General features: G+C 44.6%; 20 protein-coding genes and 4 tRNA genes. 23 read left to right on the top strand and 1 reads right to left on the bottom strand.

Translation table 11 applies throughout. From position 1 onward, the window contains the following. Positions 1 to 92: 92 nt before the first annotated feature. From PATL_RS16105 to der, 19 genes are all read left to right on the top strand, one after another. Positions 93 to 169: transfer RNA gene (locus PATL_RS16105), tRNA-Pro, on the top strand. Positions 170 to 199: 30 nt separating this feature from the next. Next, positions 200 to 276 (top strand) — tRNA-Arg (locus PATL_RS16100). Between the two features lie 28 nt (positions 277 to 304). Further along, positions 305 to 380, top strand: a tRNA-His gene (locus PATL_RS16095). A 3-nt stretch (positions 381 to 383) separates the two neighbouring features. Further along, positions 384 to 468, top strand: a tRNA-Leu gene (locus PATL_RS16090). Positions 469 to 760: 292 nt separating this feature from the next. Further along, on the top strand, positions 761 to 2,071 hold the full coding sequence (gene tig, locus PATL_RS16085) for a trigger factor (protein WP_011575878.1): 1,311 nt from the start codon (positions 761 to 763) through the stop codon (positions 2,069 to 2,071). 87 nt (positions 2,072 to 2,158) lie between these two features. Continuing rightward, the gene (clpP, locus tag PATL_RS16080) at positions 2,159 to 2,797 is read left to right on the top strand and encodes an ATP-dependent Clp endopeptidase proteolytic subunit ClpP (protein WP_006993119.1); all 639 of its coding nucleotides are present in this window, start codon (positions 2,159 to 2,161) and stop codon (positions 2,795 to 2,797) included. A gap of 90 nt (positions 2,798 to 2,887) precedes the next feature. Beyond that, positions 2,888 to 4,165 (top strand): ATP-dependent protease ATP-binding subunit ClpX, encoded by a 1,278-nt coding sequence (gene clpX / locus PATL_RS16075; protein WP_011575877.1) that lies wholly within the window; start codon positions 2,888 to 2,890, stop codon positions 4,163 to 4,165. 245 nt (positions 4,166 to 4,410) lie between these two features. After that, on the top strand, positions 4,411 to 6,777 hold the full coding sequence (gene lon, locus PATL_RS16070; protein WP_011575876.1) for an endopeptidase La: 2,367 nt from the start codon (positions 4,411 to 4,413) through the stop codon (positions 6,775 to 6,777). Between the two features lie 238 nt (positions 6,778 to 7,015). Then, positions 7,016 to 7,288: a nucleoid-associated protein HU-beta gene (gene hupB, locus PATL_RS16065; RefSeq protein WP_006993116.1), complete on the top strand. Its 273-nt coding sequence runs from the start codon at positions 7,016 to 7,018 to the stop codon at positions 7,286 to 7,288. Between the two features lie 169 nt (positions 7,289 to 7,457). Further along, positions 7,458 to 9,341 carry a SurA N-terminal domain-containing protein gene (locus tag PATL_RS16060; RefSeq protein ID WP_011575875.1) on the top strand — a complete coding sequence of 628 codons (1,884 nt, stop codon included), beginning with the start codon at positions 7,458 to 7,460 and terminating at the stop codon, positions 9,339 to 9,341. Positions 9,342 to 9,803: 462 nt separating this feature from the next. Beyond that, positions 9,804 to 10,235: a nucleoside-diphosphate kinase gene (ndk, locus tag PATL_RS16050; RefSeq protein ID WP_006993112.1), complete on the top strand. Its 432-nt coding sequence runs from the start codon at positions 9,804 to 9,806 to the stop codon at positions 10,233 to 10,235. A gap of 132 nt (positions 10,236 to 10,367) precedes the next feature. Then, positions 10,368 to 11,510 carry a bifunctional tRNA (adenosine(37)-C2)-methyltransferase TrmG/ribosomal RNA large subunit methyltransferase RlmN gene (locus tag PATL_RS16045; protein WP_011575873.1) on the top strand — a complete coding sequence of 381 codons (1,143 nt, stop codon included), beginning with the start codon at positions 10,368 to 10,370 and terminating at the stop codon, positions 11,508 to 11,510. A gap of 20 nt (positions 11,511 to 11,530) precedes the next feature. Next, a complete protein-coding gene (gene pilW, locus PATL_RS16040) occupies positions 11,531 to 12,520 on the top strand; it encodes a type IV pilus biogenesis/stability protein PilW (protein ID WP_041713969.1) in 990 nt (329 codons plus the stop codon). Between the two features lie 36 nt (positions 12,521 to 12,556). Further along, entirely contained in the window at positions 12,557 to 13,594 is a 1,038-nt protein-coding gene (locus PATL_RS16035; RefSeq protein ID WP_011575871.1) for a RodZ domain-containing protein, read from the top strand. A gap of 78 nt (positions 13,595 to 13,672) precedes the next feature. Then, positions 13,673 to 14,791 carry a flavodoxin-dependent (E)-4-hydroxy-3-methylbut-2-enyl-diphosphate synthase gene (gene ispG / locus PATL_RS16030; RefSeq protein ID WP_011575870.1) on the top strand — a complete coding sequence of 373 codons (1,119 nt, stop codon included), beginning with the start codon at positions 13,673 to 13,675 and terminating at the stop codon, positions 14,789 to 14,791. Positions 14,792 to 14,904: 113 nt separating this feature from the next. After that, positions 14,905 to 16,185: a histidine--tRNA ligase gene (gene hisS, locus PATL_RS16025; protein WP_011575869.1), complete on the top strand. Its 1,281-nt coding sequence runs from the start codon at positions 14,905 to 14,907 to the stop codon at positions 16,183 to 16,185. Positions 16,186 to 16,252: 67 nt separating this feature from the next. Next, entirely contained in the window at positions 16,253 to 16,876 is a 624-nt protein-coding gene (locus tag PATL_RS16020; protein ID WP_011575868.1) for a YfgM family protein, read from the top strand. Between the two features lie 10 nt (positions 16,877 to 16,886). Continuing rightward, a complete protein-coding gene (bamB, locus tag PATL_RS16015; RefSeq protein WP_041714512.1) occupies positions 16,887 to 18,116 on the top strand; it encodes an outer membrane protein assembly factor BamB in 1,230 nt (409 codons plus the stop codon). 87 nt (positions 18,117 to 18,203) lie between these two features. Further along, positions 18,204 to 19,652 carry a ribosome biogenesis GTPase Der gene (gene der, locus PATL_RS16010; RefSeq protein ID WP_011575866.1) on the top strand — a complete coding sequence of 483 codons (1,449 nt, stop codon included), beginning with the start codon at positions 18,204 to 18,206 and terminating at the stop codon, positions 19,650 to 19,652. A 122-nt stretch (positions 19,653 to 19,774) separates the two neighbouring features. On the opposite strand, the gene xseA is transcribed toward der, so the two are convergent. Then, positions 19,775 to 21,109, bottom strand: a complete 1,335-nt coding sequence (xseA, locus tag PATL_RS16005) for an exodeoxyribonuclease VII large subunit (RefSeq protein WP_011575865.1) — start codon at positions 21,107 to 21,109, stop codon at positions 19,775 to 19,777. 103 nt (positions 21,110 to 21,212) lie between these two features. On the opposite strand from xseA, the gene guaB reads away from it, so the two are divergent. From guaB to PATL_RS15985, 4 genes are all read left to right on the top strand, one after another. Beyond that, positions 21,213 to 22,682 (top strand): IMP dehydrogenase, encoded by a 1,470-nt coding sequence (guaB, locus tag PATL_RS16000; protein ID WP_011575864.1) that lies wholly within the window; start codon positions 21,213 to 21,215, stop codon positions 22,680 to 22,682. A gap of 77 nt (positions 22,683 to 22,759) precedes the next feature. Further along, positions 22,760 to 24,337, top strand: coding sequence for a glutamine-hydrolyzing GMP synthase (gene guaA / locus PATL_RS15995; protein ID WP_011575863.1), 1,578 nt, complete (start codon positions 22,760 to 22,762; stop codon positions 24,335 to 24,337). Positions 24,338 to 24,411: 74 nt separating this feature from the next. Further along, positions 24,412 to 24,945, top strand: coding sequence for a YaeQ family protein (locus PATL_RS15990; RefSeq protein WP_011575862.1), 534 nt, complete (start codon positions 24,412 to 24,414; stop codon positions 24,943 to 24,945). A 137-nt stretch (positions 24,946 to 25,082) separates the two neighbouring features. Continuing rightward, complete coding sequence (locus PATL_RS15985) at positions 25,083 to 26,210, top strand: 1-acyl-sn-glycerol-3-phosphate acyltransferase (protein WP_011575861.1); 1,128 nt, start codon at positions 25,083 to 25,085, stop codon at positions 26,208 to 26,210. The last annotated feature ends 70 nt before the right edge of the window (positions 26,211 to 26,280 follow it).

Genomic DNA, 26,280 nt, shown 5'->3' with positions numbered 1-26,280 from the left:
TTCTTTTAAAAAAGTGTTTGACGCCAGAAATACATCTGTTTACTATGCGCTCCCCGTTGAGAGACAGAGAATAACTCTTCGGGTTGTTAAGTCGGTGAGTAGCGCAGCTTGGTAGCGCACTTGGTTTGGGTCCAAGGGGTCGCAGGTTCGAATCCTGTCTCACCGACCACTTTCTCTAAAATTGTAACAGATTCGTAGAGCGCCCGTAGCTCAGCTGGATAGAGCACCCGCCTTCTAAGCGGGTGGTCGCAGGTTCGAATCCTGCCGGGCGCACCACGCGAACCTGGCAACAATGTTAGCTTTGGTGGGCGTAGCTCAGTTGGTAGAGCCCCGGATTGTGATTCCGGTTGTCGTGGGTTCGAGCCCCATCGTCCACCCCACTTGCGGAAGTGGTGAAATTGGTATACACGCTGGATTTAGGTTCCAGTGCCTTAGGGCGTGAGAGTTCAAGTCTCTCCTTCCGCACCATCTTTCTTATTTATATCTCAGTTACATTTCGTTTTACTCTCTTTATATCCTCTATTTCTGACTATACTTCTTCGTTAATTTTTTGAATTAAACTATTTCGCATTTCGGCTCGACTTAAAGTAGCTGTATCGCTATACTGCTGCGTCTTTTTTATCCGGATAGGCGAGAAGATAAATAGGTCAACTCGCGATTGCATGGGTGGATTAAGTTTACCTTGGTCGAATCCCACCGATAAAAAAACCCATCAAAAATTTTATAAATGCGCAGACGAGCGCAAAGTTGAGGTAGAAGAATGCAAGTTTCCGTTGAGACGACTCAAGGTTTAGAACGCCGTCTTACCATCACTGTTCCTGCAGAATCAATTGATTCACAGGTTAAGTCTCGCTTACAACAGTTAGCTAAGACCCAACGTATTAATGGTTTTCGCCCAGGTAAAGTTCCAGTAAGCGTTATTAAAAAACGTTATGGTCAAGCCGTACGTCAAGAGATTGCTGGCGAAGCTATGCAGCGCAACTTCTATGAAGCAATCGTTCAAGAAAAAATTACGCCAGCAGGCATGCCTAACTTCGAAATGAAGACAGACGTTGACGGACAAGACTTAGAGTTTGTTGCTGCGTTTGAAGTTTATCCTGAAGTGGAAGTGAAAGACGTTGAGAAAATCGAAGTAGAGAAGCCAGTGGTAGAAATTACTGATGCTGATCTTGAAACGATGATGGAAACGTTGCGTAAACAGCACGCTACTTGGAAAGAAGTAAAGCGTAAGTCTAAGAAAGATGACCGCGTGACGGTGGATTTCGTTGGTACTATTGACGGTGAAGAGTTTGAAGGCGGTAAAGCTGAAAACTTTGAGCTCGAAATGGGCAAAGATCGTATGATCCCTGGTTTTGAAAAGCCAATCGTTGGCGCTAAAGCTGGCGAAGAAGTTGTTGCTGACGTGACCTTCCCTGAAGATTACCATGCAGAAGCACTTAAGGGTAAAGAAGCCCAATTCAAAATTACTGTTAACAAAGTAGAAGGTCTGAGCCTTCCTAAAGTTGACGAAGAGTTTGCTAAATTGTTTGGTGTAGAAGACGGCGACGTTGAAGCACTTAATGCTGAAGTACGTAAAAACATGCAACGTGAGCTTGAGCAAACGTTGAAAGCTAACGTAAAAGAGCAAGTTATCGAAGGTTTGTTGGCAAACAACGAAATTGACTTGCCTAAAGCATTGGTTGATCAAGAAATTAACGCCCTACGTGAGCAAGCTAAGCAGCGCTTCAGCCAGCAACAAGGTGGTAATGTTGATAATCTTCCTGAGCTTCCAGCTGACTTGTTCCAAGAAAACGCACGTAAGCGTGTTTCAATTGGCTTGTTGCTTGGCGAAATCATCAAAACTGAAGAGTTGAAAGTAGACTCTGCTAAGGTTGATGCATTGATCGAAACAGCTGCTTCAGCGTACGAAGATCCTCAAGAAGTGATCGAGTACTACAAAACTAATGACGAATTGATGCAGCAAATGCAAAATGTCGCGTTAGAAGAGCAAGCTGTTGAAGTGCTTCTTAGCAAAGCAAATGTGAAAGAAGTAAACAAAGCTTTTGATGAGATCATGAACAAACAGGCGTAATTTGCCCTTTGTTAATTGACTTATCTAGTCTGCAACTGCTTAAATGCTCGGTAAATACCGAGCATTTTTATTTGTGAAGAAATATATATGATGAATACACCGTTTGATCCTACAAATGCATTAGTACCTATGGTGGTTGAACAAACCGCTAAAGGCGAGCGCTCTTATGATATTTATTCACGCTTGCTAAAAGAGAACGTCATTTTCATGGTTGGCCAAGTCGAAGACCATATGGCTAACCTTATCGTCGCACAGATGTTATTTTTAGAAGCTGAAAATCCAGAAAAGGATATTTTCCTTTACATTAATTCTCCTGGCGGTTCAGTGACAGCCGGTATGGCGATTTACGACACCATGAACTTTATTAAACCTGACGTCAGCACAGTGTGTATCGGTCAGGCGGCTAGTATGGGCGCATTTTTGTTGTCTGGTGGTGCGAAAGGTAAGCGCTACTGTCTACCGAATGCCCGCGTTATGATCCATCAGCCGTTGGGCGGATTCCAAGGTCAGGCGTCTGATTTTGAAATTCATGCCAAAGAAATCCTGTCAATTAAAGAGAAAATGAATCGCTTGATGGCAGCTCATACGGGTCAAGACTACGATAAAGTAGCTCGTGATACCGACAGAGATAATTTCTTAAGCGCGCAGGAATCTGTGGATTACGGTTTAGTGGATCAAGTACTCGCTAACAGACCGGATGCTAGCAATAGCGACGCTAAGAAGTAATTAGTTATTGTTGATTTTGTTTAGTGCGCCCATTTGCAAGGAAAGGGCAATAAAGCGCACTAGGTCAACCAAATAAAGAAGAGATAATAGATGAGTGATAAGCAAAGCGGAGATGGCGATAACAAGCTACTTTATTGTTCTTTTTGTGGGAAAAGCCAGCATGAAGTGAGAAAGCTCATCGCTGGCCCGTCAGTTTTTGTATGCGATGAATGCGTTGAATTATGTAATGACATTATTCGCGAAGAGATCAAAGAAATCGCTCCGAAGCAAAAGCAAGACGAGCTTCCTACACCGAAAGAGATCCACAGTCATCTGGATGATTATGTCATCGGTCAAGAACACGCCAAGAAGGTGCTTTCCGTCGCAGTGTATAACCACTATAAACGATTACGTAATGGTGACGTGCATGACGGTGTTGAACTAGGTAAAAGTAATATTTTGCTAATGGGCCCAACTGGTAGTGGTAAAACCTTGCTCGCTGAAACACTAGCTCGTTTATTAGATGTTCCATTTACGATGGCCGATGCGACTACTCTGACCGAAGCGGGTTATGTTGGTGAAGATGTAGAGAATATCATTCAGAAGTTATTGCAAAAATGCGACTACGATGTTGAAAAGGCGCAGCGCGGAATCGTTTATATCGATGAAATCGACAAGATCTCTCGTAAGTCAGATAACCCATCGATTACACGGGATGTATCCGGTGAGGGCGTGCAGCAGGCTTTGCTTAAGCTGATTGAAGGCACCATTGCGTCTGTTCCGCCGCAAGGTGGACGTAAACATCCTCAACAAGAGTTTTTGCAAGTCGATACCTCTAAAATTCTGTTTATCTGTGGTGGGGCATTTGCGGGGCTTGATAAAGTCATCGAACAACGCGCGCATACAGGCACCGGTATTGGTTTTGGTACAGCAATTAAAGACAGCAGCAACAAGTCGAAAGAAGGCGAGTTGTTGAAAAAAGTTGAGCCGGAGGATTTGGTCAAATACGGTCTAATTCCTGAGTTTATCGGGCGTTTGCCTGTTCTGACCAGTCTTGAAGAGTTGAGTGAAGAAGCACTTATTCAAATTTTGCGTGAGCCGAAAAACTCTCTTACGAAACAATATGCGGCTTTATTCTCTTTAGAAGATACTGAGTTAGAGTTTAGAGAAGATGCTTTGCAAGCGATAGCTAAGAAAGCGATGTCACGTAAAACAGGTGCTCGTGGTCTGCGTTCAATTGTTGAGGCAGTGTTACTCGACACGATGTACGAGTTACCTTCTATGTCGAACGTAAGCAAAGTGGTAGTCGATGAAACTGTCATTCGTGGGGAATCAAAACCGATTCTAATTTACGATAGTGCAGCGGATAAAAAATCCATTTCGGAATAACCAATGCGTTTTAAATAGTAAAGGCTCCTAAGGGAGCCTTTACTATTTCTGTTATCAGATTTATCTCCGATCCTCCCCCTCATCTTCACGGATACACTTTTTTCGCTTCACTTTTTATGCTCTATTAGTGGTATAGAATGAACAGCTAATGAGGTTAGTTTCAGTTTTTCGTTTGAACTTTTCGTGCTAAGCCCCATATACAATTTCATTGCGAAGATTTTCCTTTTTATTACACGAGACAATATATGACCAAAGAGAATGTTGATTACACAGAAATGCCGGTCTTGGCATTGCGTGATGTGGTGGTTTATCCGCATATGGTTATTCCCTTATTTGTCGGTCGCGAGAAGTCGATACGTTGCTTAGAAGCTGCGATGGATAAAGACAAACAAATATTTTTAGTCGCGCAAAAAGACGCCAGTACCGATGAGCCACAGCCTGATGATATTTTTACTGTCGGCACCATAGCGACCATTTTGCAGCTGTTAAAGTTACCAGACGGCACAGTGAAAGTGTTGGTTGAAGGTAATCAGCGTGCTCAAATTGCTGAATTTGTTAGCACCGATGATTTTTTCATCGCAAATATTTCGAATAAAGACGACCTTGAAGTCGAAGAGAATGAGCAAGAAGTCATTATTCGCTCAGCGATTTCTCAGTTTGAAGGGTATGTAAAACTTAATAAAAAGATCCCACCTGAAGTACTGACTTCGTTAAGCGGGATTGAGCAAGCTGCTCGCCTAGCCGATACCATGGCAGCGCATATGCCCCTTAAATTAGCTGAAAAGCAAAAAGTATTAGAAATGGATCAAGTTAACGATCGTCTTGAATACTTGATGGCATTGATGGAAAGTGAAATAGATTTGCTGCAGGTCGAGAAAAAAATTCGTACCCGCGTTAAAAAACAGATGGAGAAGAGTCAGCGCGAGTATTATTTGAATGAGCAAATGAAAGCCATCCAAAAAGAACTCGGTGAACTAGACGAAGCGCCTGACGAATTTGAAGCGCTAAGCAAAAAAATCGACGACGCTAAGATGCCAGAAGAAGCTAAGAAAAAAGCAACGACCGAACTTAGCAAATTAAAAATGATGTCACCTATGTCTGCCGAAGCCACCGTGGTGCGTAGCTACATCGATTGGCTAACCAATGTGCCTTGGACTAAACGCAGTGCAGTGAAGAAAGATTTAGCTGCCGCTGATAAGTTGCTTGATACGGAGCACTACGGGCTTGAAAAGGTCAAAGAACGTATTATTGAGTATCTAGCAGTTCAACAACGCGTTAGAAAGCTCAAAGGACCAATATTATGCTTAGTGGGCCCTCCAGGGGTGGGTAAAACCTCACTGGGCCAGTCTATTGCCAAAGCAACAGGTCGCAAATACGTGCGCATGGCGTTAGGCGGTGTTCGTGATGAAGCAGAAATACGCGGCCACAGACGTACTTACATCGGCTCTATGCCGGGTAAGTTGATCCAGAAAATGGCAAAAGTGGGGGTGAAAAATCCACTGTTTTTACTTGATGAAATCGACAAAATGTCTTCTGACATGCGTGGAGATCCATCTTCAGCGTTATTAGAAGTGCTTGACCCTGAGCAAAACAGCACGTTTAGTGATCACTACTTAGAAGTTGATTATGATCTGTCTGACGTCATGTTTGTTGCTACGTCGAACAGTATGGACATTCCCGGACCGTTGTTGGACAGAATGGAAGTGATTCGTTTATCTGGCTACACAGAAGATGAAAAACTAAACATCGCCACACGCCACTTACTTGAGAAACAAATCAGTCGTAATGGTTTGAAGAGCAAAGAGTTAGTGATCGAAGAGTCCGCGATCATTGGTATGATCCGTCACTACACGCGTGAAGCGGGTGTGCGTAGCTTAGAGCGGGAAATATCCAAAGTGTGCCGCAAAGCGGTGAAAAATATTTTGCTCAACAAAGACATAAAGTCCGTCACTGTCTCTCAAGATAATCTGTCTGAATATCTAGGTGTGCAACGCTTTGATTACGGAAAGGCAGAAAACAATAACCAGATTGGCCAAGTAACAGGGTTGGCTTGGACTCAGGTCGGTGGGGAGCTGTTGACCATTGAGGCGACATCGGTCGTGGGCAAAGGCAAGATGACCTCAACGGGCTCGTTGGGTGATGTCATGCAAGAGTCGATACAAACGGCGATGACGGTGGTGCGTAGTCGAGCTGAAAAGCTGCGTATCAACAGTGATTTTCATGAGAAGCGTGACATTCACGTGCACGTACCTGAAGGGGCAACCCCTAAAGATGGGCCGAGTGCTGGTATTGGCATGTGCACGGCATTGATTTCTGCACTTACGGGCAATCCTGTGCGCTGTGATGTGGCCATGACAGGTGAAATTACTTTACGGGGCGAAGTGCTTGCAATTGGCGGTTTGAAAGAGAAACTGCTGGCAGCACACAGAGGCGGAATAAAAACGGTTATCATTCCGAAAGAGAACGAACGCGATTTACAAGAGATCCCAGATAATGTAAAACAAGACCTGTCAATTCATCCTGTGCGCTGGATTGATGATGTTTTAGAGCTGGCATTACAAGAAAATCCCGAGCGTTTTAGCCTTGAAAAGCCAAGCAAGGGTAAAAAATAGCCACTTACGGCGAATTTTTTTGTTTTTTTTGGAAAATAGGGCTTCACAGAGCAATAAGTTGTGGTAGCCTTTATCCCAGTTTCGCTTTAGGCCTTGTCACAAAAGGGATTGCGGCGATATCTATAAAGTTAAAATTTTGTGAATATATGCTTGAAGTTCGAATTTAAGCTTGGTATAACGTTTGCCGCATTTTTGTTTTGCGGAAACTCAAATAATAACAATTGAAGGGGATCATATTGTGAATAAGTCTCAACTTATCGACCAAATCGCTGCAAGTGCAGACATTTCTAAAGCAGCTTCAGGACGTGCACTAGATGCATTGACTGATGCTATTACTGCAGCACTTAAGGAAGGTGATCAAGTTGCTCTTGTAGGTTTCGGTACATTCTCAGTACGTGAGCGTGCAGCTCGTAGTGGTCGTAATCCACAAACTGGCGAAACTATTCAAATCTCAGCAGCTAAAGTTCCGTCTTTCAAAGCGGGTAAAGCCCTTAAAGACGCTTGTAACTAAGCAAAGCTTTTCCAAAAAAAAGGCGATGATTTATCATCGCCTTTTGTTTATCTGCTGTTAATTATGATTACGTTTAATATATAATCCTGCCTCTTTAGGTCAACACGCCCTAATAACTAGTAAAAAATTCAGCTTATCTAAAGCAACTCATTTGGAGTTAGAAACGAACATGTTGGAAAGAATCAGAGAGGGAACCCAGGGCACTTGGGCCATGGCTATCCTAGGATTGGTGATTTTAAGTTTTGTATTTGCCGGTGTCGGTAGCTATATCAATTCTTCTGCCGAAACTGCGGCAGCTAAAGTTAACGATGACACTATTTCTCAAGCCGACTTAGAACGCGCCTATCAAAACGAACGCGGACGCATGGAGTCACAATACGGTGAAGCATTTGCTGCATTGACCGCCGATAGTGCTTATTTGCAACAATTTAGGCAGGGTGTTTTAGACCGTTTAATCGGCGACAAACTTCTTGAGCAAGCAGCCATTGATATGGGCTTACGCGTCAGCGATGCACAAATCAAGCAAGCTATTGTCGCAATGCCAGAGTTTCAATTTGACGGCAAATTCGATAATGAGCGTTACACCGCCGTTTTACGTCAAGCTGGCTTTCAGCCAAACGAATTTCGCGATTATATGCGGGTTGACATGACTCGTCGTCAACTTTCAAATGCATTATTAGGCTCAGAGTTCACGCTAGCCGCTGAAACCACACAGGCTTATAAGCTTCAACAGCAAACGCGAGATGCGCGCTACTTAACCATACCTGCCGAATCCTTCAAAGATGGTATTAACGTATCTGACGATGACGTTGAGAACTATTATCAAGCCAACATCACTCAATTTGATACCGAGCAAAAAGTGAGCTTGGCCTATGTGGAATTGTCAGTAGACGACTTATTAACCGACATTGTTGTTTCAGATGATGAAGCACTGCAATACTACGAACAAAATATACAAGATTTTAGAACCCAAGAAGAACGCCGCGCTTCACACATTCTTATAGAATTCGGCGATGATGAGCAAGGCGCTCGTCAGCAAGCCGAAGATGTCTTGTCTAAAATTAACGACGGTGGTGACTTTGCCGAACTCGCCAAAGAGTATTCTAGTGATACATTTAGTGCTGAGAATGGCGGCGATTTGGATTGGTTTAGTGCAGGTATGATGGATCCAGCATTTGAAGAAGCGACTTACGCACTGGCCAATGTTGGTGATGTATCTAGTGTGGTAGAAAGTGAATTTGGTTACCACATCATCAAACTAACAGACATAAAGCCTGAAGAGACAAGCCCATTCACCGACGTGAAAGAAGACGTGATCGCCAAGCTTAAATCTGAACGCGCTGAAGAAGAGTTCTATGCCAAGCAATTACGCATGGCTGAAGTCGCTTTTGAAACGCCTGATACACTTGATGAAGTGGCAGCTATCGCTGAGGTTGATGTCAACACAACCGTGATGTTTAGCCAAGACAGTGTTCCAGCAGCGGTTAATTATCCTAACGTTGTTGCTCAAGCATTCTCTGATGAGCTGATTAACGATCAAGTAAACAGCGATGTAATAGAGCTAGGCGACAATCACGTTATGTTCGTGCGCGTTGCTAATTACGAAGCTCAGCGTACTAAAGCCCTTGAAGAAGTATCACCTGAAATTAATGATATTTTATTGGCTGAGCAAGCACAGCAAGCAGCTAAAGAGTGGGCCGAAACTTTATTAGTTGATATTAAAGCTGAGCAGGACGTCAGCGAAAGCTTGCAAGCTAAAGCCGTTGAGTGGCAGGAGCAGGAAGCGGTTGCAAGAAGTGGCTCTCAGATTTCTCCAGCCTTAGTGACTGCTTTGTTCAAATTGACTGAGGACAAAGAATCAAACGCGCAAGTGGTTGAGCTGTTCAATGGCGATGTCGGTTTAGTTCAGCTAATGAAAGTTAATGACGGCGCTGAGTTACCAAGCACTGACGTAGCAGCGTTGCAAAATAGATTATCTACAATGCGAGCACAGTTCACCTATGGTGAGTTTGTTAATGCACTGCGCGAACAAGCAGATGTAGAAATTTACTAAGCGTTATCTGAAAGATAAAAAAGGAGCTTCGGCTCCTTTTTTGTTGTCTTCTTTTTCGTTTTTTTAATATTTTTTATGCGGCTGTTAACCACAGCATTACCGTATAGAAGGCCGCGATAATAGCGGAGAAAACCAAGATATAGATGAAGCCTTGTTTTCCCTGGCGCAATGAAAATCCTCGTAGTCTGAGGTAAGCAAACCATAACAAACATAAAATAAGTGGCAGTAAAAAAAGTAGGCGAAGCACCGTTTCTCCTTATTATTGGTTTTCCTGTAGTGCTATCATAAACAGTTTGTCGCTTCGAATATACGTCAATCTAAAGTCCCTCGGGCATTGAACGACGAAGTTTTAATTCCTCGGCAGATTAATTTCGTGATTTGTTGGGCTTTTGCCAAGGAAACGCATATAATCCGCGCGAATTTTTAATCGCCCTTTTTTTATTTTGTAATCGGAGACCAATCATGGCCTTAGAACGTACTTTTTCAATTATCAAACCAGACGCAGTTGCTAAAAATGTAATCGGCGCAATCTACAACCGTTTCGAAAGCGCAGGTCTACGCATTGTTGCCTCTAAAATGCTTCACCTTAGTAAAGAACAAGCTGAAGGTTTCTATGCCGAGCATAGCGAACGTCCTTTCTTCGGCGCTTTGGTTGAATTCATGACTTCAGGTCCAGTAATGGTTCAGGTTTTAGAAGGCGAAAACGCTGTTCTTAAGAACCGTGAAATCATGGGTGCAACTAACCCTGCAGAAGCACTTGCTGGTACATTGCGTGCAGACTACGCTGCATCAATCGACGAAAATGCGTGTCACGGTTCAGATGCGCCTGAGTCAGCAGCACGTGAGATTGCATACTTCTTCTCTGACGAAGAAATCTGCCCACGCACTCGTTAATTTTTTTAATGTTTGTAAGTAAGGGAGCTTAGGCTCCCTTTTGCGATCTAAACGCGCTAGAACGACCAACAAAATGGTAGTTTTCGCATAAAAAATGTACACTAGTTTCTTTTATTTGAGGTACCCCGTTCCATGTCAGAAGTGATGTCAGCAAAACCGACTAAAATCAATTTACTCAACTTTAACCGAGCGGGTTTAAGAGAGTATTTTAGTTCGATTGGCGAAAAGCCATTTCGTGCCGACCAAATGATGAAATGGATTTATCAAGCTGGGGTGTCAGACTTTGATCAAATGACTAATTTGAACAAAGCGTTACGTGAAAAGCTAAAAGCGCAATGTGAAGTCAAAGCGCCAGAAATCGCTTATCAGCAAGGCGCAAGTGATGGCACGATTAAATTTGCGTTACGCCTAGAAGGCGGACAAGAAGTTGAAACTGTGTGGATCCCTGATGAAGACCGCGCGACCTTATGCGTGTCGTCACAAGTTGGCTGCGCCCTAGAATGCACTTTTTGCTCGACCGCTCAGCAAGGTTTTAACCGCAATTTAAGTGTGTCTGAAATTATCGGTCAGGTGTGGCGCGTAGCAACGACCATCGGTTTATCTAATGATAGTGCCAAACGTCCCATTACTAATGTGGTCATGATGGGGATGGGCGAGCCGCTGTTAAACTTGAAGAATGTGGTGCCGGCGATGGATTTAATGCTTGACGATCTCGCATTTGGTTTATCAAAACGCCGTGTGACCTTGAGTACTTCAGGAGTGGTGCCTGCACTTGATATGTTAGGCGATCAGATAGATGTAGCGCTGGCTATTTCGCTTCATGCCCCGGACGACAAGTTGCGTGATGAAATTGTGCCAATTAACAAAAAATATCCTATTCAAGAATTTTTAGCTGGGGTGCGCCGTTATCTAGCTAAATCGAATGCTAACCAAGGTAAAGTGACAGTAGAGTATGTCATGCTCAACGGTATCAATGACAGTACCGACCAAGCCCATGAACTGGCGAAAGTATTGGCCGATACGCCATGTAAAATTAACTTGATTCCGTTTAATCCTTATCCGGGCTCTCCTTATAGTCGCTCGAGTAACTCACGCATTGATCGCTTCGCGAAAGTGCTTTCGAGTTACGGCTTGATGGTAGTCGTGCGTAAGACTCGAGGGGATGATATTGATGCAGCCTGTGGTCAACTTGTGGGCGACGTGGTTGATAGAACTAAACGAATGTTGAAAAAACAGATGAAGGGTGATGAAATTTCGGTAAAAATGGAACATTGAGTACTAACCGAATGATCCCGATGAATTTTTTCCGTGCAATGAGTGTCATTTTTATTCTCGCCTTGAGCGCTTGTGCTAGCCAAAATGCTGGGACAGGCTCAGATGATTTCGATAAGCAAAAGGCCGCAAAGACGCGCTTATCTCTAGGGCTAACCTATCTAGAAAACGGTAATTTCAGCCAAGCTAAATTTAATCTGGATAAAGCACTGTCCTTTGCTCCAGAAATGGCAGATGTGCATTACGGTATGGCATATTATTTTCAGAACGTCGAAGAGTATGGATCTGCTTCAACGTCATATAAAAAAGCCATGGCGTTGGCGCCTAAAAATGCCGATATCGCCAATAGCTACGGCGCGTTTTTGTGCGCCCAAGGCGATTACGAACAAGCCAAAGTCTATTTCTTCAAAGCATTGAATAGTGATATTTATAATTCATCTGCAGAAACCTACGAGAACCTAGCGCTGTGTAGCCAAAGTCAAAATGCGTTAGATGATGCGATTGGATTTCTCGAAGACGCGCTAAATCATCAACCAGGCCGAGCCAAAAGTTTATTCTTGTTAGCGCAAATGCAATTACAGGCCAATCGTTTTGCTGCAGCGAGAGATAGCCTGCGTCGCTATGAAAAAGTGGCATCCGTTTCTGCTGATAGTTTGTGGTTGGCGGTAAAAATAGAGCAGGGCGCTGGTTCACCAAATCGAGCGAGTGATTATGCAAATATGCTGTTGAGTCTTTATCCAGACTTTCAGCCAGCCCGGGATTACATCAATGGTATTGAAGCTATAGATTCGCCTGTACAGTCTGTTAGTGTGCCAGCGGTAAAGCCTACAAAGGGATATGCGCAGCCAGATTTAAAAGCAACTCAATATCACGTTGTTACGGCGAAGGAGAATCTTTATCGCCTTTCTTTGCAATATAACGTTAAGATGAGCAAACTTATGGAATGGAACAACATTTCTGATCCTGCATCCATCTATATCGGGCAAAAATTGATCGTTGTTGAACCCAAATAGCCGTCCCCAATCATTATTAAGAGTAGCGTTAGTTAAATGAGTGAAGAAGTACAACATATGGAAGAGTCTCAAGTATTCGGTCCAGGACCTGTATTGAAGGCTGCGCGATTAGAAAAAGGCTTAACGGTAGAGCAAATTGCTGGCCTTATCCATTTAAAGCCGAGCTTAATTATCGCGTTAGAAAACGATGAATACGACCCTAGTATCTCGATGACTTTCATCAAGGGCTATCTTAAATTGTATGCTCGCCAGGTTGACGTGTCGGAAGCTCAAGTCCTCGACGGGTTAGATAATCTGGATACCCATAAAAAAGAACCCGCAAAATTACAGAGTTTCTCCCGTCGCGTAGCTCATCAAGCTAACGACGACAAGCTCATGTTAGTTACTTACCTGATTTTGGCGATAGTTGTTGCGCTTGTGGTTGTCTGGTGGTTTCAACAGGGTGACAACGAGACTGCAAGTACGTTAGATACCCCCACTGTACAAAGTGAAGCACAAAATAACGTAAAAAGTGAAAAGCCTGTCGATATCCAAAGTGATGTTGAAAACGACACTGCCGTTATCGCCACTGGGGATGTTAACGAGTCAGGTTTACGTTCTACCGATATGGCCCAAGAAACGACCGAATTCCCACGCGATGAAGTAAACCAAAGCAACGAGATTCAGCCTGAGGTAAGTGGCAGCCTTGAGGATAGTAACAGTATTTTGACCCCTGATAATGCGTCCCCTCAAGACGGTGTTGCCCCAGCGGTAACCGTAAACAGTGAAAGTGCTTCTGCCCAACTCAACCCCCAAGTGTCCGCTAGCGCACAAACAGAGCAAACGGGTGAATTAGTTGATGTAGTTTTCACCTTCAACGACGATTGTTGGGTGAGCGTTATTGATGCGACCGGAGAAACCATTGCTGTTGGAGTTAAAGTTGCGGGCCGGGTTATGAGTATTTCTGGAGTCGCCCCCTTTGAAGTCATTTTAGGGGCACCAAGTGTGGTGCAAATACGGTACGCGGATGAAGATCTAGATATGTCATTTTTAGCACCAAACAGTACCGCAAAATTTACTTTACCTCGGTCGTAATAAAGCCATTAAGTAATATGTGCCGGGCGTAAGCCCTGAGCACACGTTTGACCTTATCAAATTGAGTTAGGAAACAGCATGTTTGCAGAGTCACCAATAAAGCGCAGAGAATCAACTAGGATCAATGTAGGTAGCGTTCCTATTGGCGGGGGAGCACCTATTGCGGTGCAATCTATGACCAATACGCTGACCACAGATGTTGAGGCGACCGTAGCGCAGATTAAACGCATTGTGGCCGTGGGCGGGGAGATCGTGCGTGTATCCGTACCCACCATGGATGCAGCTGAGGCGTTCAAATTAATTAAGCAGCAAGTTAATGTTCCACTTATTGCAGATATCCATTTCGATTATCGAATTGCTTTAAAAGTCGCTGAATACGGTGTTGATTGTCTACGTATCAACCCAGGAAATATCGGCAGTATGGAGCGCGTGCGTTCAGTTGTAGATTGTGCCCGCGATAAAGGCATTCCTATTCGTATAGGTGTCAACGGCGGTTCATTAGAGAAGGACCTTCAAGAGAAGTACGGTGAGCCCACACCAGATGCATTGGTTGAGTCAGCCATGCGTCATGTTGATATTCTCGATAAACTCAATTTCGATCAGTTTAAAGTCAGCGTTAAAGCCTCAGACGTATTTTTAGCTGTAGGTGCCTATCGTGAATTAGCCAAAAAAATTGATCAACCGTTACATCTTGGTATCACCGAAGCGGGCGGCTTTCGTGCTGGTGCAGTGAAAAGTGCCGTTGGCCTTGGAATGTTACTTGCCGAAGGGATAGGCGATACCATCCGTATCTCGCTGGCGGCTGATCCAGTTGAAGAAATCAAAGTGGGTTTTGATATTCTAAAATCGCTTCGTATTCGCTCACGTGGTATCAATTTTATAGCCTGCCCAAGCTGCTCTCGCCAAGAGTTCGATGTAATAAGCACAGTAAATGCATTGGAAACACGCTTAGAAGATTTATTGACCCCTATGGATGTGTCGATTATTGGGTGCGTGGTCAATGGACCTGGTGAGGCTGAAGTCTCAGATTTGGGCTTAACAGGCGCGCGCAATATGAGCGGCTATTACGTGGATGGCAAACGTCAAAAAGAGCGTTTGTCGAACGATGATCTGGTTGACCAATTGGAAAAGCGCATTAGAGCGAAGGCTGCATTGCTTGATAGCAGTAAGAAAATCGACATAAAGCATCTAGGATAATTGCCGACTTAGGCAAAAAAGCGTGATAAAGCGGAGTCTTCATTTACGTTTACCTACAACGCCCCTATAATACGGGGCTTTTTAATACTATCTAGTCAAAGAGAATCTCCTTAGTGTCTAAACAAATACAGGCAATACGAGGCATGAATGATTGCCTTCCTGAACAGTCAGGCTTATGGCAATGGGCTGAAAAAGCGATCCGTGAAGTCGTTGCCAGTTATGGTTACCAAGAAGTACGCACGCCCATCGTCGAAAGCACCGATTTATTTAAGCGCTCAATTGGCGAAGTGACGGATATTGTCGAAAAAGAAATGTATACCTTTGCAGACCGCAACGACGACAGCTTAACGTTGCGTCCAGAAGGCACGGCCAGTGTTGTCCGCGCTGGAAACGAACATGGTTTGTTGTACAACCAACAGCAGCGATTGTGGTATTTAGGGCCTATGTTTCGTCACGAGCGCCCACAAAAGGGTCGTTATCGACAGTTTCATCAGTTCGGTGTAGAAGTATTCGGCCTAGCCGGTCCAGATATTGACGCTGAAGTGATTGCGCTTAGCGCTCGATTATGGAAAAAATTTGGAATCTCTGAGCAGGTAACCCTGGAGCTTAACTCGCTCGGTTCAAATGAAGCGCGTGAAACCTACCGCAAAGCCCTAGTTGAGTTCTTGCTCGCGAGAAAAGAACACTTAGATGAAGACAGCCTACGCCGCTTAGAAAGTAACCCCTTGCGAGTGTTAGACAGTAAAAACCCACAAGTACAAGCGGCTATTACAGATGCGCCAAGCCTGATCGACTACTTAGATGCTGAATCTAAAGAACATTTTCACGCTTTATGTGAACGTTTAGACGCCTTAGGTATCCAATACCGAGTTAATCCGCGTTTGGTGCGAGGGCTTGACTACTACAACCGTACGGTTTTTGAATGGGTGACTGATAGTTTAGGGGCCCAAGGTACTGTGTGTGCAGGTGGCCGCTACGATGGTCTTGTTGAACAGCTCGGCGGTAAGTCCACTCAAGGCGTTGGGTTTGCTATCGGCATGGAGCGTTTAGTGTTAATGCTGCAAGCAAGCGGCGCAGAAGAGTTTGTCGCGTCCCCAGTGGATGTATACGTGACGGCTATGGGAGATGAGGTCGAGTTATATGCGCTTCAAATTGCAGAAAGTTTGCGTGATGTTATGCCAACCCTTAGAGTACAGACCCATTTTGGTGGTGGAAACTTTAAGAAGCAAATGAAACGTGCAGATAAAAGTGCCGCCCGAGTCGCCTTGGTGTTAGGTGAAACCGAGCAACAAGAAGAACAAGTCAGCATTAAGTTTTTACGAGAAGACAAACCTCAAAGTCGCATTGCTCGCTCAGAACTTGAGTCGACATTGGTTGAGTTGTTTTCGCTTTAATACGATTAAAATAGATAATTAGTCGCTGCTCATAGTTGAAGCGGTGGTGCAGTAAGAGGAAGTTGCGATGGAACATTACGAAACAGAAGAACAACAAGTTGAAGCGATTAAACGGTTTTGGAAAGAGAACGGTACCGCCATTATCGTTGGTGCAGTTCTTGGTTTAGGCGGCCTGTGGGGATGGCGTTATTACAACGATGAACAAATCGCTGCAAAAGAACAAGCATCAGCGGCATTTGAAACGCAAACCGCTGCTTTACAGGCACAGGATACCAATTTTGGCCAAGCTAAAGCCTATATTGATGAAAACAGCGACACAGGTTACGCAGTGCTAATGGCGTTTCAACTTGCGCAACAAGCAATTGATCGCAAAGATCTGAACGAAGCAGAAAAACAACTTTCATTTGCCGCCGCTAATAGTGAAAGCGACGCGGTGAACGCGTTAGCAAATTTACGTTTAGCGCGTGTGCAATTGGCTTTAGAGCAACCTGAAAAAGCGCTTGCTAGTGTGGATAAAGTAACCACAACGGCGTTTAACGCTCAGCAACAGGAAATTAAAGGCGACATTTACGTTAAGCAAGGAATGTTTGATAAAGCACGCAGTGCGTACAGTGCAGCAGTGGCGGCTAATAGTGCGAACAGCGTGGTTAAAATGAAGCTTGATAATTTGGCTCTTGCGGCGAATGGGTAAGGATTTAAACGTGAAAAAAGCATTACTGCCCTTAATTTTGATTAGTACCTTTGGTTTATCAGCTTGTAGCACAATTTCAGGATGGTTTACCGATGATGAAGAGTTAGAAATCCGTATCCTTAAGCCGATTGATTCTGAGTTCACCCCTACAACATTATGGGATACCGAGTTGGGTGATGGCATAGACCATTACTTTTCTCGTCTAAAGCCTGCTGTTGCCTATGACATGGTATTCGCTGCAAATCGCCAAGGCAAAGTGGCTGCGTATAACAAGGAAACCGGTAACGAGATCTGGACGAAAAACTACGCCGTCTACAATCATGAAGGTTTTACGTCTAGTATTACCAATTTGTGGTCAAGTGGCGCTTCTGCAAAAATCGCAGGTGGCTTAGCGGTTGCCTATGAAACCCTGTTTTTTGGTACAGAGAACGGCGATGTGAAAGCCCTTGATGTGCATACAGGCGAAGAAAAATGGTCTGTTACGGTCAAAGGCGAAGTATTAGCGGCTCCCGCGATTGATGAAGGTGTTGTTGTTATTAATACTGGCTCCGGCACCATGTTTGGTTTAGACGCCGAGTCAGGCGAACAGATATGGTCTTATGAGTCTGACGTTCCTCCTCTATCTTTACGTGGTATTGCAGCGCCAGTGGCGGCAAATGGTGGCGCCATTGTAGGGACAGCGTCTGGTAAATTAGCGGTGAACATTTTAGGTACAGGGCAAACCGCATGGGAGCAACCCATAGGCTCTGCAACAGGTGCGACTGAGCTTGACCGCATTGTAGATATCGACAGCAAACCATTAGTGGCTGGCGGCGTTATTTATGTTATTTCTTTCGATGGTAGCTTAGCGTCAGTAGAGCTTAGAAGTGGCCGTACGATATGGAAGCGTGAATACAAATCTTACCGCCGTTTAACCCAAGCCGGCAATACCTTGTTTGTAGTTGATTCAGACAGCAACGTGTATGCACTCGATGCTAGAAATGGTATTGAGAAGTGGAGTCAAAGCGCTCTTAAAAAGCGCTTGCTTACCGCTGCTGAACCCATTGGTGAATATTTGGTTTCGGGCGACAAGTGGGGCTTCTTACATTTCTTTAATCAAACTGACGGCAAAATTGTCTCTCGGGTTGATGTAGGGGGAGATGACGAAGATGAGAGTATTTATAGCGCCCCAGTGGTTGATGGCAATATGCTGTATACTCAAACTCGTGATGGCAAGTTAGTGGCTATTCAAGTGCCCTAATTTGACCCAAAGTGGCTTGTGTCACGTTGATAATATTAATCGGCTTGGGATGTTCCTGAGCCGTTTGCGTTTTAAGGATTGTGAAATATGTTACCCGTTGTCGCCTTAGTTGGCCGCCCTAATGTGGGTAAATCCACGTTGTTTAACCGCTTAACGCGTACTCGCGATGCGTTAGTTGCGGATTTTCCTGGATTAACCCGAGATCGTAAGTACGGTCAGGCGAACTATGAAGGCTTACAGTTCATCGTAGTAGATACCGGTGGTATCAGCGGTGATGAGCAAGGCATTGATATGGCAATGGCCAACCAATCATTAATGGCCATTGATGAAGCTGACGTTGTCTTATTTTTAGTCGATGCCCGTGCTGGCTTAACGGCGGCAGATCAAGGCATTGCTGAGCATCTACGTAAACAGAATAAATCTGTTTACGTCGTGGCCAATAAAGTTGATGGAATCGATGGTGACAGTGAAAGTGCTGACTTCTTTGCGTTAGGCTTAGGAGATGTTAATCAGATAGCTGCAGCCCACGGTCGCGGTGTCACGCAGTTATTAACCCATACTTTAATGCCGTTATCAGAACAATTCCCTGATATGCAAGTGCCAGAAGATGAAGAAGCCGATGAAGAAATCGACGCTGAAAAGCAACTGGAAAAGTTACTGGCATCCCCAATTAAGTTGGCCATTGTGGGGAAACCAAACGTAGGTAAGTCCACACTGACCAATCGTATCTTAGGTGAAGAGCGCGTTGTGGTGTATGACCAACCAGGCACAACCCGTGACAGTATTTTCATCCCTATGGAGCGCGACGATCGCGAATATGTACTGATCGACACGGCAGGTGTGCGCCGTCGCCGCAGTATCTCAGAGGCCGTTGAGAAGTTCTCAATTGTTAAAACATTACAAGCGATTGAAGAAGCAAACGTTGTGCTTTTAGTGATAGATGCCCAAGAGGGAGTGACAGATCAAGATTTGAGTTTGTTAGGCTTTGTGCTTAATTCTGGGCGGTCACTGGTGGTTGCAGTGAACAAGTGGGATGGCCTAGCAAAAGACGTGAAAGATGAAATTAAACGTGAACTCGATAGACGTTTAGGCTTTATCGACTTTGCCCGTTTGCATTATATTTCAGCTCTGCACGGTACCAATGTTGGGCATTTATTTGAATCGGTTCAAGAAGCGTATAATAGCGCCACGAAGCGTATTAATACCTCAATGCTGACACGTATCATGGACATGGCTCAGGCTGATCACCAGCCGCCTGTTGTGCGCGGTCGTCGCGTGAAAATGAAGTATGCCCATGCAGGGGGATATAACCCACCGATTATTGTTATTCACGGAAATCAGGTGAAAGACTTACCTGATTCATACAAGCGTTATATGATGAACTACTTCCGTAAATCATTAAAAGTCATGGGTACGCCAATTAAAGTGGAATTCCGCGAAGGCGCTAACCCATTCGAAAGTAACACCAATACCATGACGGATTCCCAGCGCCGTAAACGTAAAATGCTGATGCGGATGCATAAAAACAATAAGTGATGGCAACCCATAGCGAATAAAGTAACAAGGTAACTAAGTTGCTTTGCAAAAAAAGCCCCCTTAATCGATTAACAAAGATTAAGGGGGCTTTTTCGTTTCTAGGGGCTCACTGTCAACACGCGCTAATTCACAGTACTTTTGGTTTCACCGTCAGCAAAGCGATTGGTGATCACATCGCCCTTTGCTAAATCTTTTTGGCTTTTCACTACTTTGTCATTTTTAAACGTGATGCTATACCCTCTAGCCAATGTTGATAGTGGGCTGACGGTATCAAGAAGGTGGCTGGCATTAGCGAGCTTTAAATGACGTTGCTCTACGCCGCGGCGCCACGCTTGAGTTAAACGCTGTGACAACAAGTTGTGGGTGTTCTGTTGTTCTTTCAATAATGCCTTGGGCGATAACTGTGACAATTTGCTGATACGGCTATCGCAGGTTTGCTTGGCGCGCATTAATCGAGTTGTCATATTATGGGTGATAGCGGTTAGTTGGTTATCCACCCGCTGCATGTGTTGGCGAAGTTGATTTTTAGGGTGATAAGTATTGAGTTCTTGTGTCAACGACTGCTGCTGATAGTGCAGCTCCTTGAGCAATGTACGGGTGTTCTTGTATAACCTGTCACGTTTAGCCGTCAATGCGCTTAGCATCTCAATTTGTGACTGACTGACTAATTCCGCTGCTGCCGATGGGGTAGGGGCGCGTAAATCAGCCACAAAGTCAGCAATAGTAATATCCACTTCGTGGCCCACAGCGCTCACAATGGGCAGTACACTGTAATGGATAGCCCAAGCTACATTCTCTTCATTAAAACACCATAGATCTTCTAACGAGCCGCCGCCGCGCCCGACAATAAGTATGTCTACTTCATTACGCTGATTAGCGATTTCAATCGATCGGCAAATTTGCCTACTGGCGTTAGCACCTTGTACTTGGGTAGGATAAATAATAACTTCGACAGCAGGGTTGCGACGTTTTAATACCGTGAGAATATCGTGTAGCGCCGCACCTGTCGCAGATGTGACTACACCAATTCGGCTAATGCTGTCAGGTAATGGTTGCTTGTTCTCATTAGCAAATAAGCCTTGTGCAGAAAGAGCGAGTTTTAGCGCTTCGAACTGTCGCTTAAGTTGACCTTCACCTTCAGGTTCAAGATGCTCAACTATCAGCTGATAATCTCCTCTTGGCTCATAAATGCTCAAATTGGCCTGTACCAATACTTTGTCGCCTTCTTTCGGGCGAGTCATGACTTTGCGATTAGCACCTTTGAACATCGCACTTTTGATTTGAGCGCGGTTGTCTTTGAGGGTGAAATACCAATGTCCTGAGCTGGCAGCAACGAAATTTGATATTTCAGCACTGAGCCAAACTTGGCCGATTTCAGATTCTAAAACCGAGCGAGCGAGATGATTTAGCTTACTCACGGTGAAGATATTTCGGTTTGCGGGTGACGCACTAAACATAAGGCATAAAATCTTAAATAAATAACAGGATTGGAGTTTACCTGATAAGGTAAAGCCGCTACAATTGCGCCGCAATAAAAACCCATTTAACAGGTGTTGTTGCATGTTACGGATCGCTAAAGAAGCTCTTACGTTTGATGATGTGTTGTTAGTGCCCGGGCACTCAACCGTTCTCCCCCATACCGCTGATTTGAAAACCAAATTAACCCGCGGTGTGACGCTAAATATCCCACTTATTTCAGCTGCTATGGATACTGTATCCGAAGCACGGCTTGCTATTGCCTTAGCGCAAGAAGGCGGCATCGGCTTTATTCATAAAAATATGCCAGCTGAAACCCAAGCCGATCATGTTCGTATGGTGAAAAAATACGAAAGTGGTGTGGTATCAGACCCTGTTACCGTCTCGCCAAATGCCACCATAGGTGAAATTAACGCGTTAAGTAAGCACCATGGCTTCTCTGGTTTCCCTGTTGTGGATAAAGACAATGCCTTGGTAGGTATCGTTACCGGCCGCGATCTACGTTTTGAAAATCGTTTAGATCAACCCATTTCATCAGTGATGACTCGCAAAGACGATTTGGTGACGGTAAAAGAGGGGGCTGATTCAGACCAAGTGCTTGAGCTAATGCATGAACACCGTATCGAGAAAATCTTAGTGGTTGATGACGCATTTCGTTTAACCGGGTTGATTACGGTTAAAGATTTCCAAAAAGCGGAAAGCAAGCCTAACGCCTGTAAAGATGAATTAGGCCGTTTACGCGTTGGTGCTGCCGTGAGCGTTGGTGCAGGTACTGATGAGCGTATTAAGTTATTGGTTGAAGCTGGCGTTGACGTATTGCTGATTGATACTTCACATGGTCATTCTCAAGGCGTTATTGATCGCGTGAAAAAAGTCCGTTCTGACTTCCCTGATGTACAATTAATCGCAGGTAATGTAGCCACAGGTGCAGGTGCGAAAGCCCTAGCAGATGCAGGTGTTGATGCGGTGAAAGTCGGTATCGGCCCAGGCTCTATTTGTACTACGCGTATTGTTACTGGTTGCGGTGTACCGCAAATTACTGCGGTTTCTGACGCCGTTGAAGCGCTCAAAGACACTGATGTTCCGGTTATCGCTGATGGTGGTATTCGTTTCTCTGGTGACATTGCTAAGGCAATTGCCGCAGGTGCCAGCTCGGTAATGGTAGGGAGTATGCTAGCTGGGACTGAAGAAGCGCCTGGGGAAGTAGAATTATATCAAGGCCGTTATTACAAGTCGTACCGCGGCATGGGCTCACTTGGAGCGATGGATCAAAATAATGGTTCGTCAGATCGTTACTTCCAAGACAGCAACAGCGCTGAAAAATTGGTACCAGAAGGGATTGAAGGTCGCGTCGCATATAAAGGCCCTATCTCAACTATAATTCACCAACAAATGGGCGGATTGCGCTCAGCAATGGGGTTAACAGGGTCAGCCACCATTGACGACATGCGTACCAAAGCTATGTTCGTTAAAGTGACGGCTGCCGGCATGGGTGAGTCTCATGTACACGATGTAAGCATTACCAAAGAAGCGCCAAACTACCGCTTAGGTTAATGATTTAAACTGACTACTGGGCTGGTTTTTAACCAGCCTTTTTTTATCGCCACTGCGCTAATAACACGAGTACCAAGATGACAACAAACATTCACGACCAACGCATACTCATTCTCGACTTCGGCTCTCAGTACACTCAACTTATCGCTCGTAGAGTGCGCGAAATAGGCGTGTACTGTGAATTATGGGCATGGGATGTAACCGAAGAGCAAATTCGTGAATTTAATCCAAACGGTATTATTTTATCAGGTGGACCCGAATCTGTTCATGCAAAAGACTCGCCGCGTGCGCCGCAATATGTCTTTGATGCGGGGGTCCCCGTATTTGGTATTTGCTACGGCATGCAAACCATGGCCGAACAGTTAGGCGGTGCCGTGTTAGGCTCAGATATGCGAGAGTTTGGTTATGCTCAAGTGGAAGTGGTTGAGCAAATGGCATTACTCAATAACATCGAAGATCATGTTAGCCCTAATGGTAACGCATTGCTTGATGTATGGATGAGTCACGGTGATAAAGTGGCGGCGGTACCGGACGGGTTTATCACAGCAGCGAAAACCGATAGTTGCCCATTTGCCGCGATCGTACACCCCGAAAAGCAATTCTACGGTGTGCAGTTTCACCCAGAAGTGACGCACACTCGTCAGGGGCAGCGCATGTTGTCGCATTTCGTGTTAGATATTTGTCAGTGCGAAAAACTCTGGACGCCTGACGCAATCATCGAGGATGCGGTTGCGCGCATGAAGAAGCAAATCGGTGATGACGAAGTTATCTTAGGGTTGTCGGGTGGTGTTGACTCATCAGTTGTGGCGATGTTGCTACACCGCGCGATTGGCAAAAACCTCACCTGTGTATTTGTGGATAACGGCTTGTTACGTTTAAACGAAGGCCAACAAGTCATGGACATGTTCGGCGATCATTTTGGACTTAATATTATCAAAATTGATGCAGAAGAGCGCTTCTTATCTGCATTGGCCGGTACGGATGAGCCTGAAGCAAAACGTAAGATAATAGGCCGTGTGTTTGTTGAAGTGTTCGATGAAGAATCGAAAAAGCTGAAAAATGCTAAGTGGTTGGCACAAGGTACGATTTATCCTGATGTAATCGAGTCAGCTGGCTCTGCTACCGGTAAAGCTCACGTGATTAAATCACACCATAACGTTGGTGGTTTACCAGACGATATGGCGATGGGCTTGGTTGAGCCATTGCGTGAATTGTTTAAAGACGAAGTACGCAAAATCGGCTTAGAGCTGGGTTTGCCTTATGACATGTTGTATCGCCACCCATTCCCGGGGCCGGGGTTAGGTGTTCGGGTGTTAGGTGAAGTGAAAAAAGAATACTGTGACTTGTTGCGCCGCGCTGATGCCATCTTTATCGATGAGCTACATAAGCATGATTTGTATAATAAGGTAAGCCAAGCCTTTACGGTTTTCCTACCTGTGAAGTCAGTAGGCGTCATGGGCGATGCACGTAAATACGATTGGGTCGTATCATTGCGTGCAGTAGAGACGATTGATTTTATGACCGCGCATTGGGCCCATTTACCTTACGAATTTTTGGGTAAAGTTTCCAACCGCATTATCAACGAAATAGATGGTATCTCGCGAGTGGTATACGACATTTCAGGTAAGCCACCCGCCACTATTGAGTGGGAATAGCTTTTGTTGTGAATAAGGCCAGTATCGCTGGCCTTATTTATTTTGTATTCAATATCTTCCTTTGAGTAACCATTATGGCGTTAAAGCCAACGATCTATAAATTCAAAATTTCTTTGTCTGATCTTAATCGCGATTATTACACCGCACTTAATTTGACTGTGGCTCAACATCCATCAGAAACGGTGGAACGCATGATGGCCAGAGTACTTGCGTATTGTCTAAACGCCGATGAGTTGTTGAGCTTTACCAAGGGACTTAGCTCCGTCGAAGAGCCGGACATTTGGTTGCGGGGTCTAGACGATCAATTACATTTATGGATTGACGTGGGCGAGCCTGCCAAAGAGCGGATCAAAAAAGCCAGTCGCATGGCCAAAAATACCAAAGTGTATAGTTTCAATAGTAAATCTGATACTTGGTGGCAACAGAGTCAATCGAGCTTTTCGGCGTTACCTGTGCAAGTATATCAATTTCCTTGGGAGGATATTCAAGCGCTGGCTAAACTGGTTTCACGTACCAGTGATATGTCGTTCACGATTACAGGTGACTCGACATACATCACTACCCAAAATGGTGAAGTGGACATTATTTGTCGCGAACTTCAGGCGTAATACACTGTCATTTTTAGGGCATAACAACAGGTAGGAGCAGCGGCGTTGCTGCCGATATTAACCAAATTAGGTTTGCTGATTTGCTTGTTCGCAGGCAAAATGCTGGCCCGTTTATTATCCGTAAGTAGTTTTCCTTCATGAATGAAAAGTTTGACTCAATTCGTCCATTTAACGATTGCGATTTGCCCCAGGTACTGGAGCGGCTAATCCGTAATCGACAACTCATGGACAGTTTAGTTGCCTTTCGGTTTTCTACCTGGCCGCGCTTTTGTTATCCGCTATTAAGAGCGGTGACTCGGTGGTATTTGTCTAAGCGGCGTAACAACATTAAAAGTCTTCGCGACTTTCAAGTCTTGGTCGAACCCTATATGGAGCGCATGATCGAGCAAACGACGGACAGTTTCAGCATATCTGGTCTTGAAGCGTTGGATTTAAGCCAACCGTGTATTTTTGTTAGTAACCACCGTGATATCGCTTTAGATCCTGCCTTTGTCAATTGGTCACTACATTTAAGCGGTCAAGACACGGTTCGAATTGCCGTGGGGGATAATCTCCTTAAGCAAGATTGGGTAGCAGATCTAATCCGCTTGAATAAGTGCTTTATCGTACATCGCAGCGCTAAAGACAGACGACAAAAGCTGGCTGATGCTAAGTTGCTCAGCGAATATATTTTTCATACCTTAAAAAGTGATGCCCAACATATTTGGATTGCCCAAAGGGAAGGACGAGCAAAGGATGGTGTGGATGCAACGAATCCCGCTATAGTTTCTATGCTTAGTTTGAATAAACCTAAAGGGCAATCTTTAGCAGATTATGTTCGAAGCATTCGGATTGTACCTGTCTCCATCTCTTATGAATTCGATCCTTGTGATCTAAGTAAAGCCAAAGAATTACTCACCACAGAAGTAGAAGGAAGTTACGACAAAGCCGATAGCGAAGATATTCGCAGCATAGTCGATGGAATAGTGGGTTTTAAAGGTAATGTGCATGTGGCATTTGGTAAGATTTTAGATGCTGAATTTGAAAGTGCTAAAGCCGTAGCAGAGCAAATTGATAGTCAGATAAAACAAAATTACCAACGTTTTGCGAGCGCTGATGCGGCTGTTGAATTGTTGGGACAAGGTGACAGTGAGAATGACGGTTCGTTTACTCAGGCCGAAGTCGATGAAGCCAAATTACATTTAACCTCTCGTTTAAGTGAAGAGTCCGCAGAAATTAAACGCAAAGTCTTGTCTATGTATGCCGTGCCTATTACGCACAAATAGGTTCAGGATAACGACTCAACAAAAAAAGGGCCAACTCAATATGAGGTGGCCCTTTTTCGTTGAGCGGATT

Source organism: Paraglaciecola sp. T6c (assembly GCF_000014225.1).
In the GTDB taxonomy this organism is placed as follows: domain Bacteria; phylum Pseudomonadota; class Gammaproteobacteria; order Enterobacterales; family Alteromonadaceae; genus Paraglaciecola; species Paraglaciecola atlantica_A.
The sequence above is the reverse complement of the archived record's forward strand: the minus strand, read 5'-3'. Positions and strand labels throughout refer to the sequence as shown.

What these genes read in the sequence shown, in the direction of transcription:
- tig (WP_011575878.1), top strand. Translation starts at nt 761, where the DNA reads ATGCAAGTTTCCGTTGAGACGACTCAAGGTTTAGAACGCCGTCTTACC.
- clpP (WP_006993119.1), top strand. Translation starts at nt 2,159, where the DNA reads ATGATGAATACACCGTTTGATCCTACAAATGCATTAGTACCTATGGTG.
- clpX (WP_011575877.1), top strand. Translation starts at nt 2,888, where the DNA reads ATGAGTGATAAGCAAAGCGGAGATGGCGATAACAAGCTACTTTATTGT.
- lon (WP_011575876.1), top strand. Translation starts at nt 4,411, where the DNA reads ATGACCAAAGAGAATGTTGATTACACAGAAATGCCGGTCTTGGCATTG.
- PATL_RS16060 (WP_011575875.1), top strand. Translation starts at nt 7,458, where the DNA reads ATGTTGGAAAGAATCAGAGAGGGAACCCAGGGCACTTGGGCCATGGCT.
- ndk (WP_006993112.1), top strand. Translation starts at nt 9,804, where the DNA reads ATGGCCTTAGAACGTACTTTTTCAATTATCAAACCAGACGCAGTTGCT.
- PATL_RS16045 (WP_011575873.1), top strand. Translation starts at nt 10,368, where the DNA reads ATGTCAGAAGTGATGTCAGCAAAACCGACTAAAATCAATTTACTCAAC.
- pilW (WP_041713969.1), top strand. Translation starts at nt 11,531, where the DNA reads ATGAATTTTTTCCGTGCAATGAGTGTCATTTTTATTCTCGCCTTGAGC.
- PATL_RS16035 (WP_011575871.1), top strand. Translation starts at nt 12,557, where the DNA reads ATGAGTGAAGAAGTACAACATATGGAAGAGTCTCAAGTATTCGGTCCA.
- ispG (WP_011575870.1), top strand. Translation starts at nt 13,673, where the DNA reads ATGTTTGCAGAGTCACCAATAAAGCGCAGAGAATCAACTAGGATCAAT.
- PATL_RS16020 (WP_011575868.1), top strand. Translation starts at nt 16,253, where the DNA reads ATGGAACATTACGAAACAGAAGAACAACAAGTTGAAGCGATTAAACGG.
- der (WP_011575866.1), top strand. Translation starts at nt 18,204, where the DNA reads ATGTTACCCGTTGTCGCCTTAGTTGGCCGCCCTAATGTGGGTAAATCC.
- xseA (WP_011575865.1), bottom strand. Translation starts at nt 21,109, where the DNA reads ATGTTTAGTGCGTCACCCGCAAACCGAAATATCTTCACCGTGAGTAAG.
- guaB (WP_011575864.1), top strand. Translation starts at nt 21,213, where the DNA reads ATGTTACGGATCGCTAAAGAAGCTCTTACGTTTGATGATGTGTTGTTA.
- guaA (WP_011575863.1), top strand. Translation starts at nt 22,760, where the DNA reads ATGACAACAAACATTCACGACCAACGCATACTCATTCTCGACTTCGGC.
- PATL_RS15990 (WP_011575862.1), top strand. Translation starts at nt 24,412, where the DNA reads ATGGCGTTAAAGCCAACGATCTATAAATTCAAAATTTCTTTGTCTGAT.
- PATL_RS15985 (WP_011575861.1), top strand. Translation starts at nt 25,083, where the DNA reads ATGAATGAAAAGTTTGACTCAATTCGTCCATTTAACGATTGCGATTTG.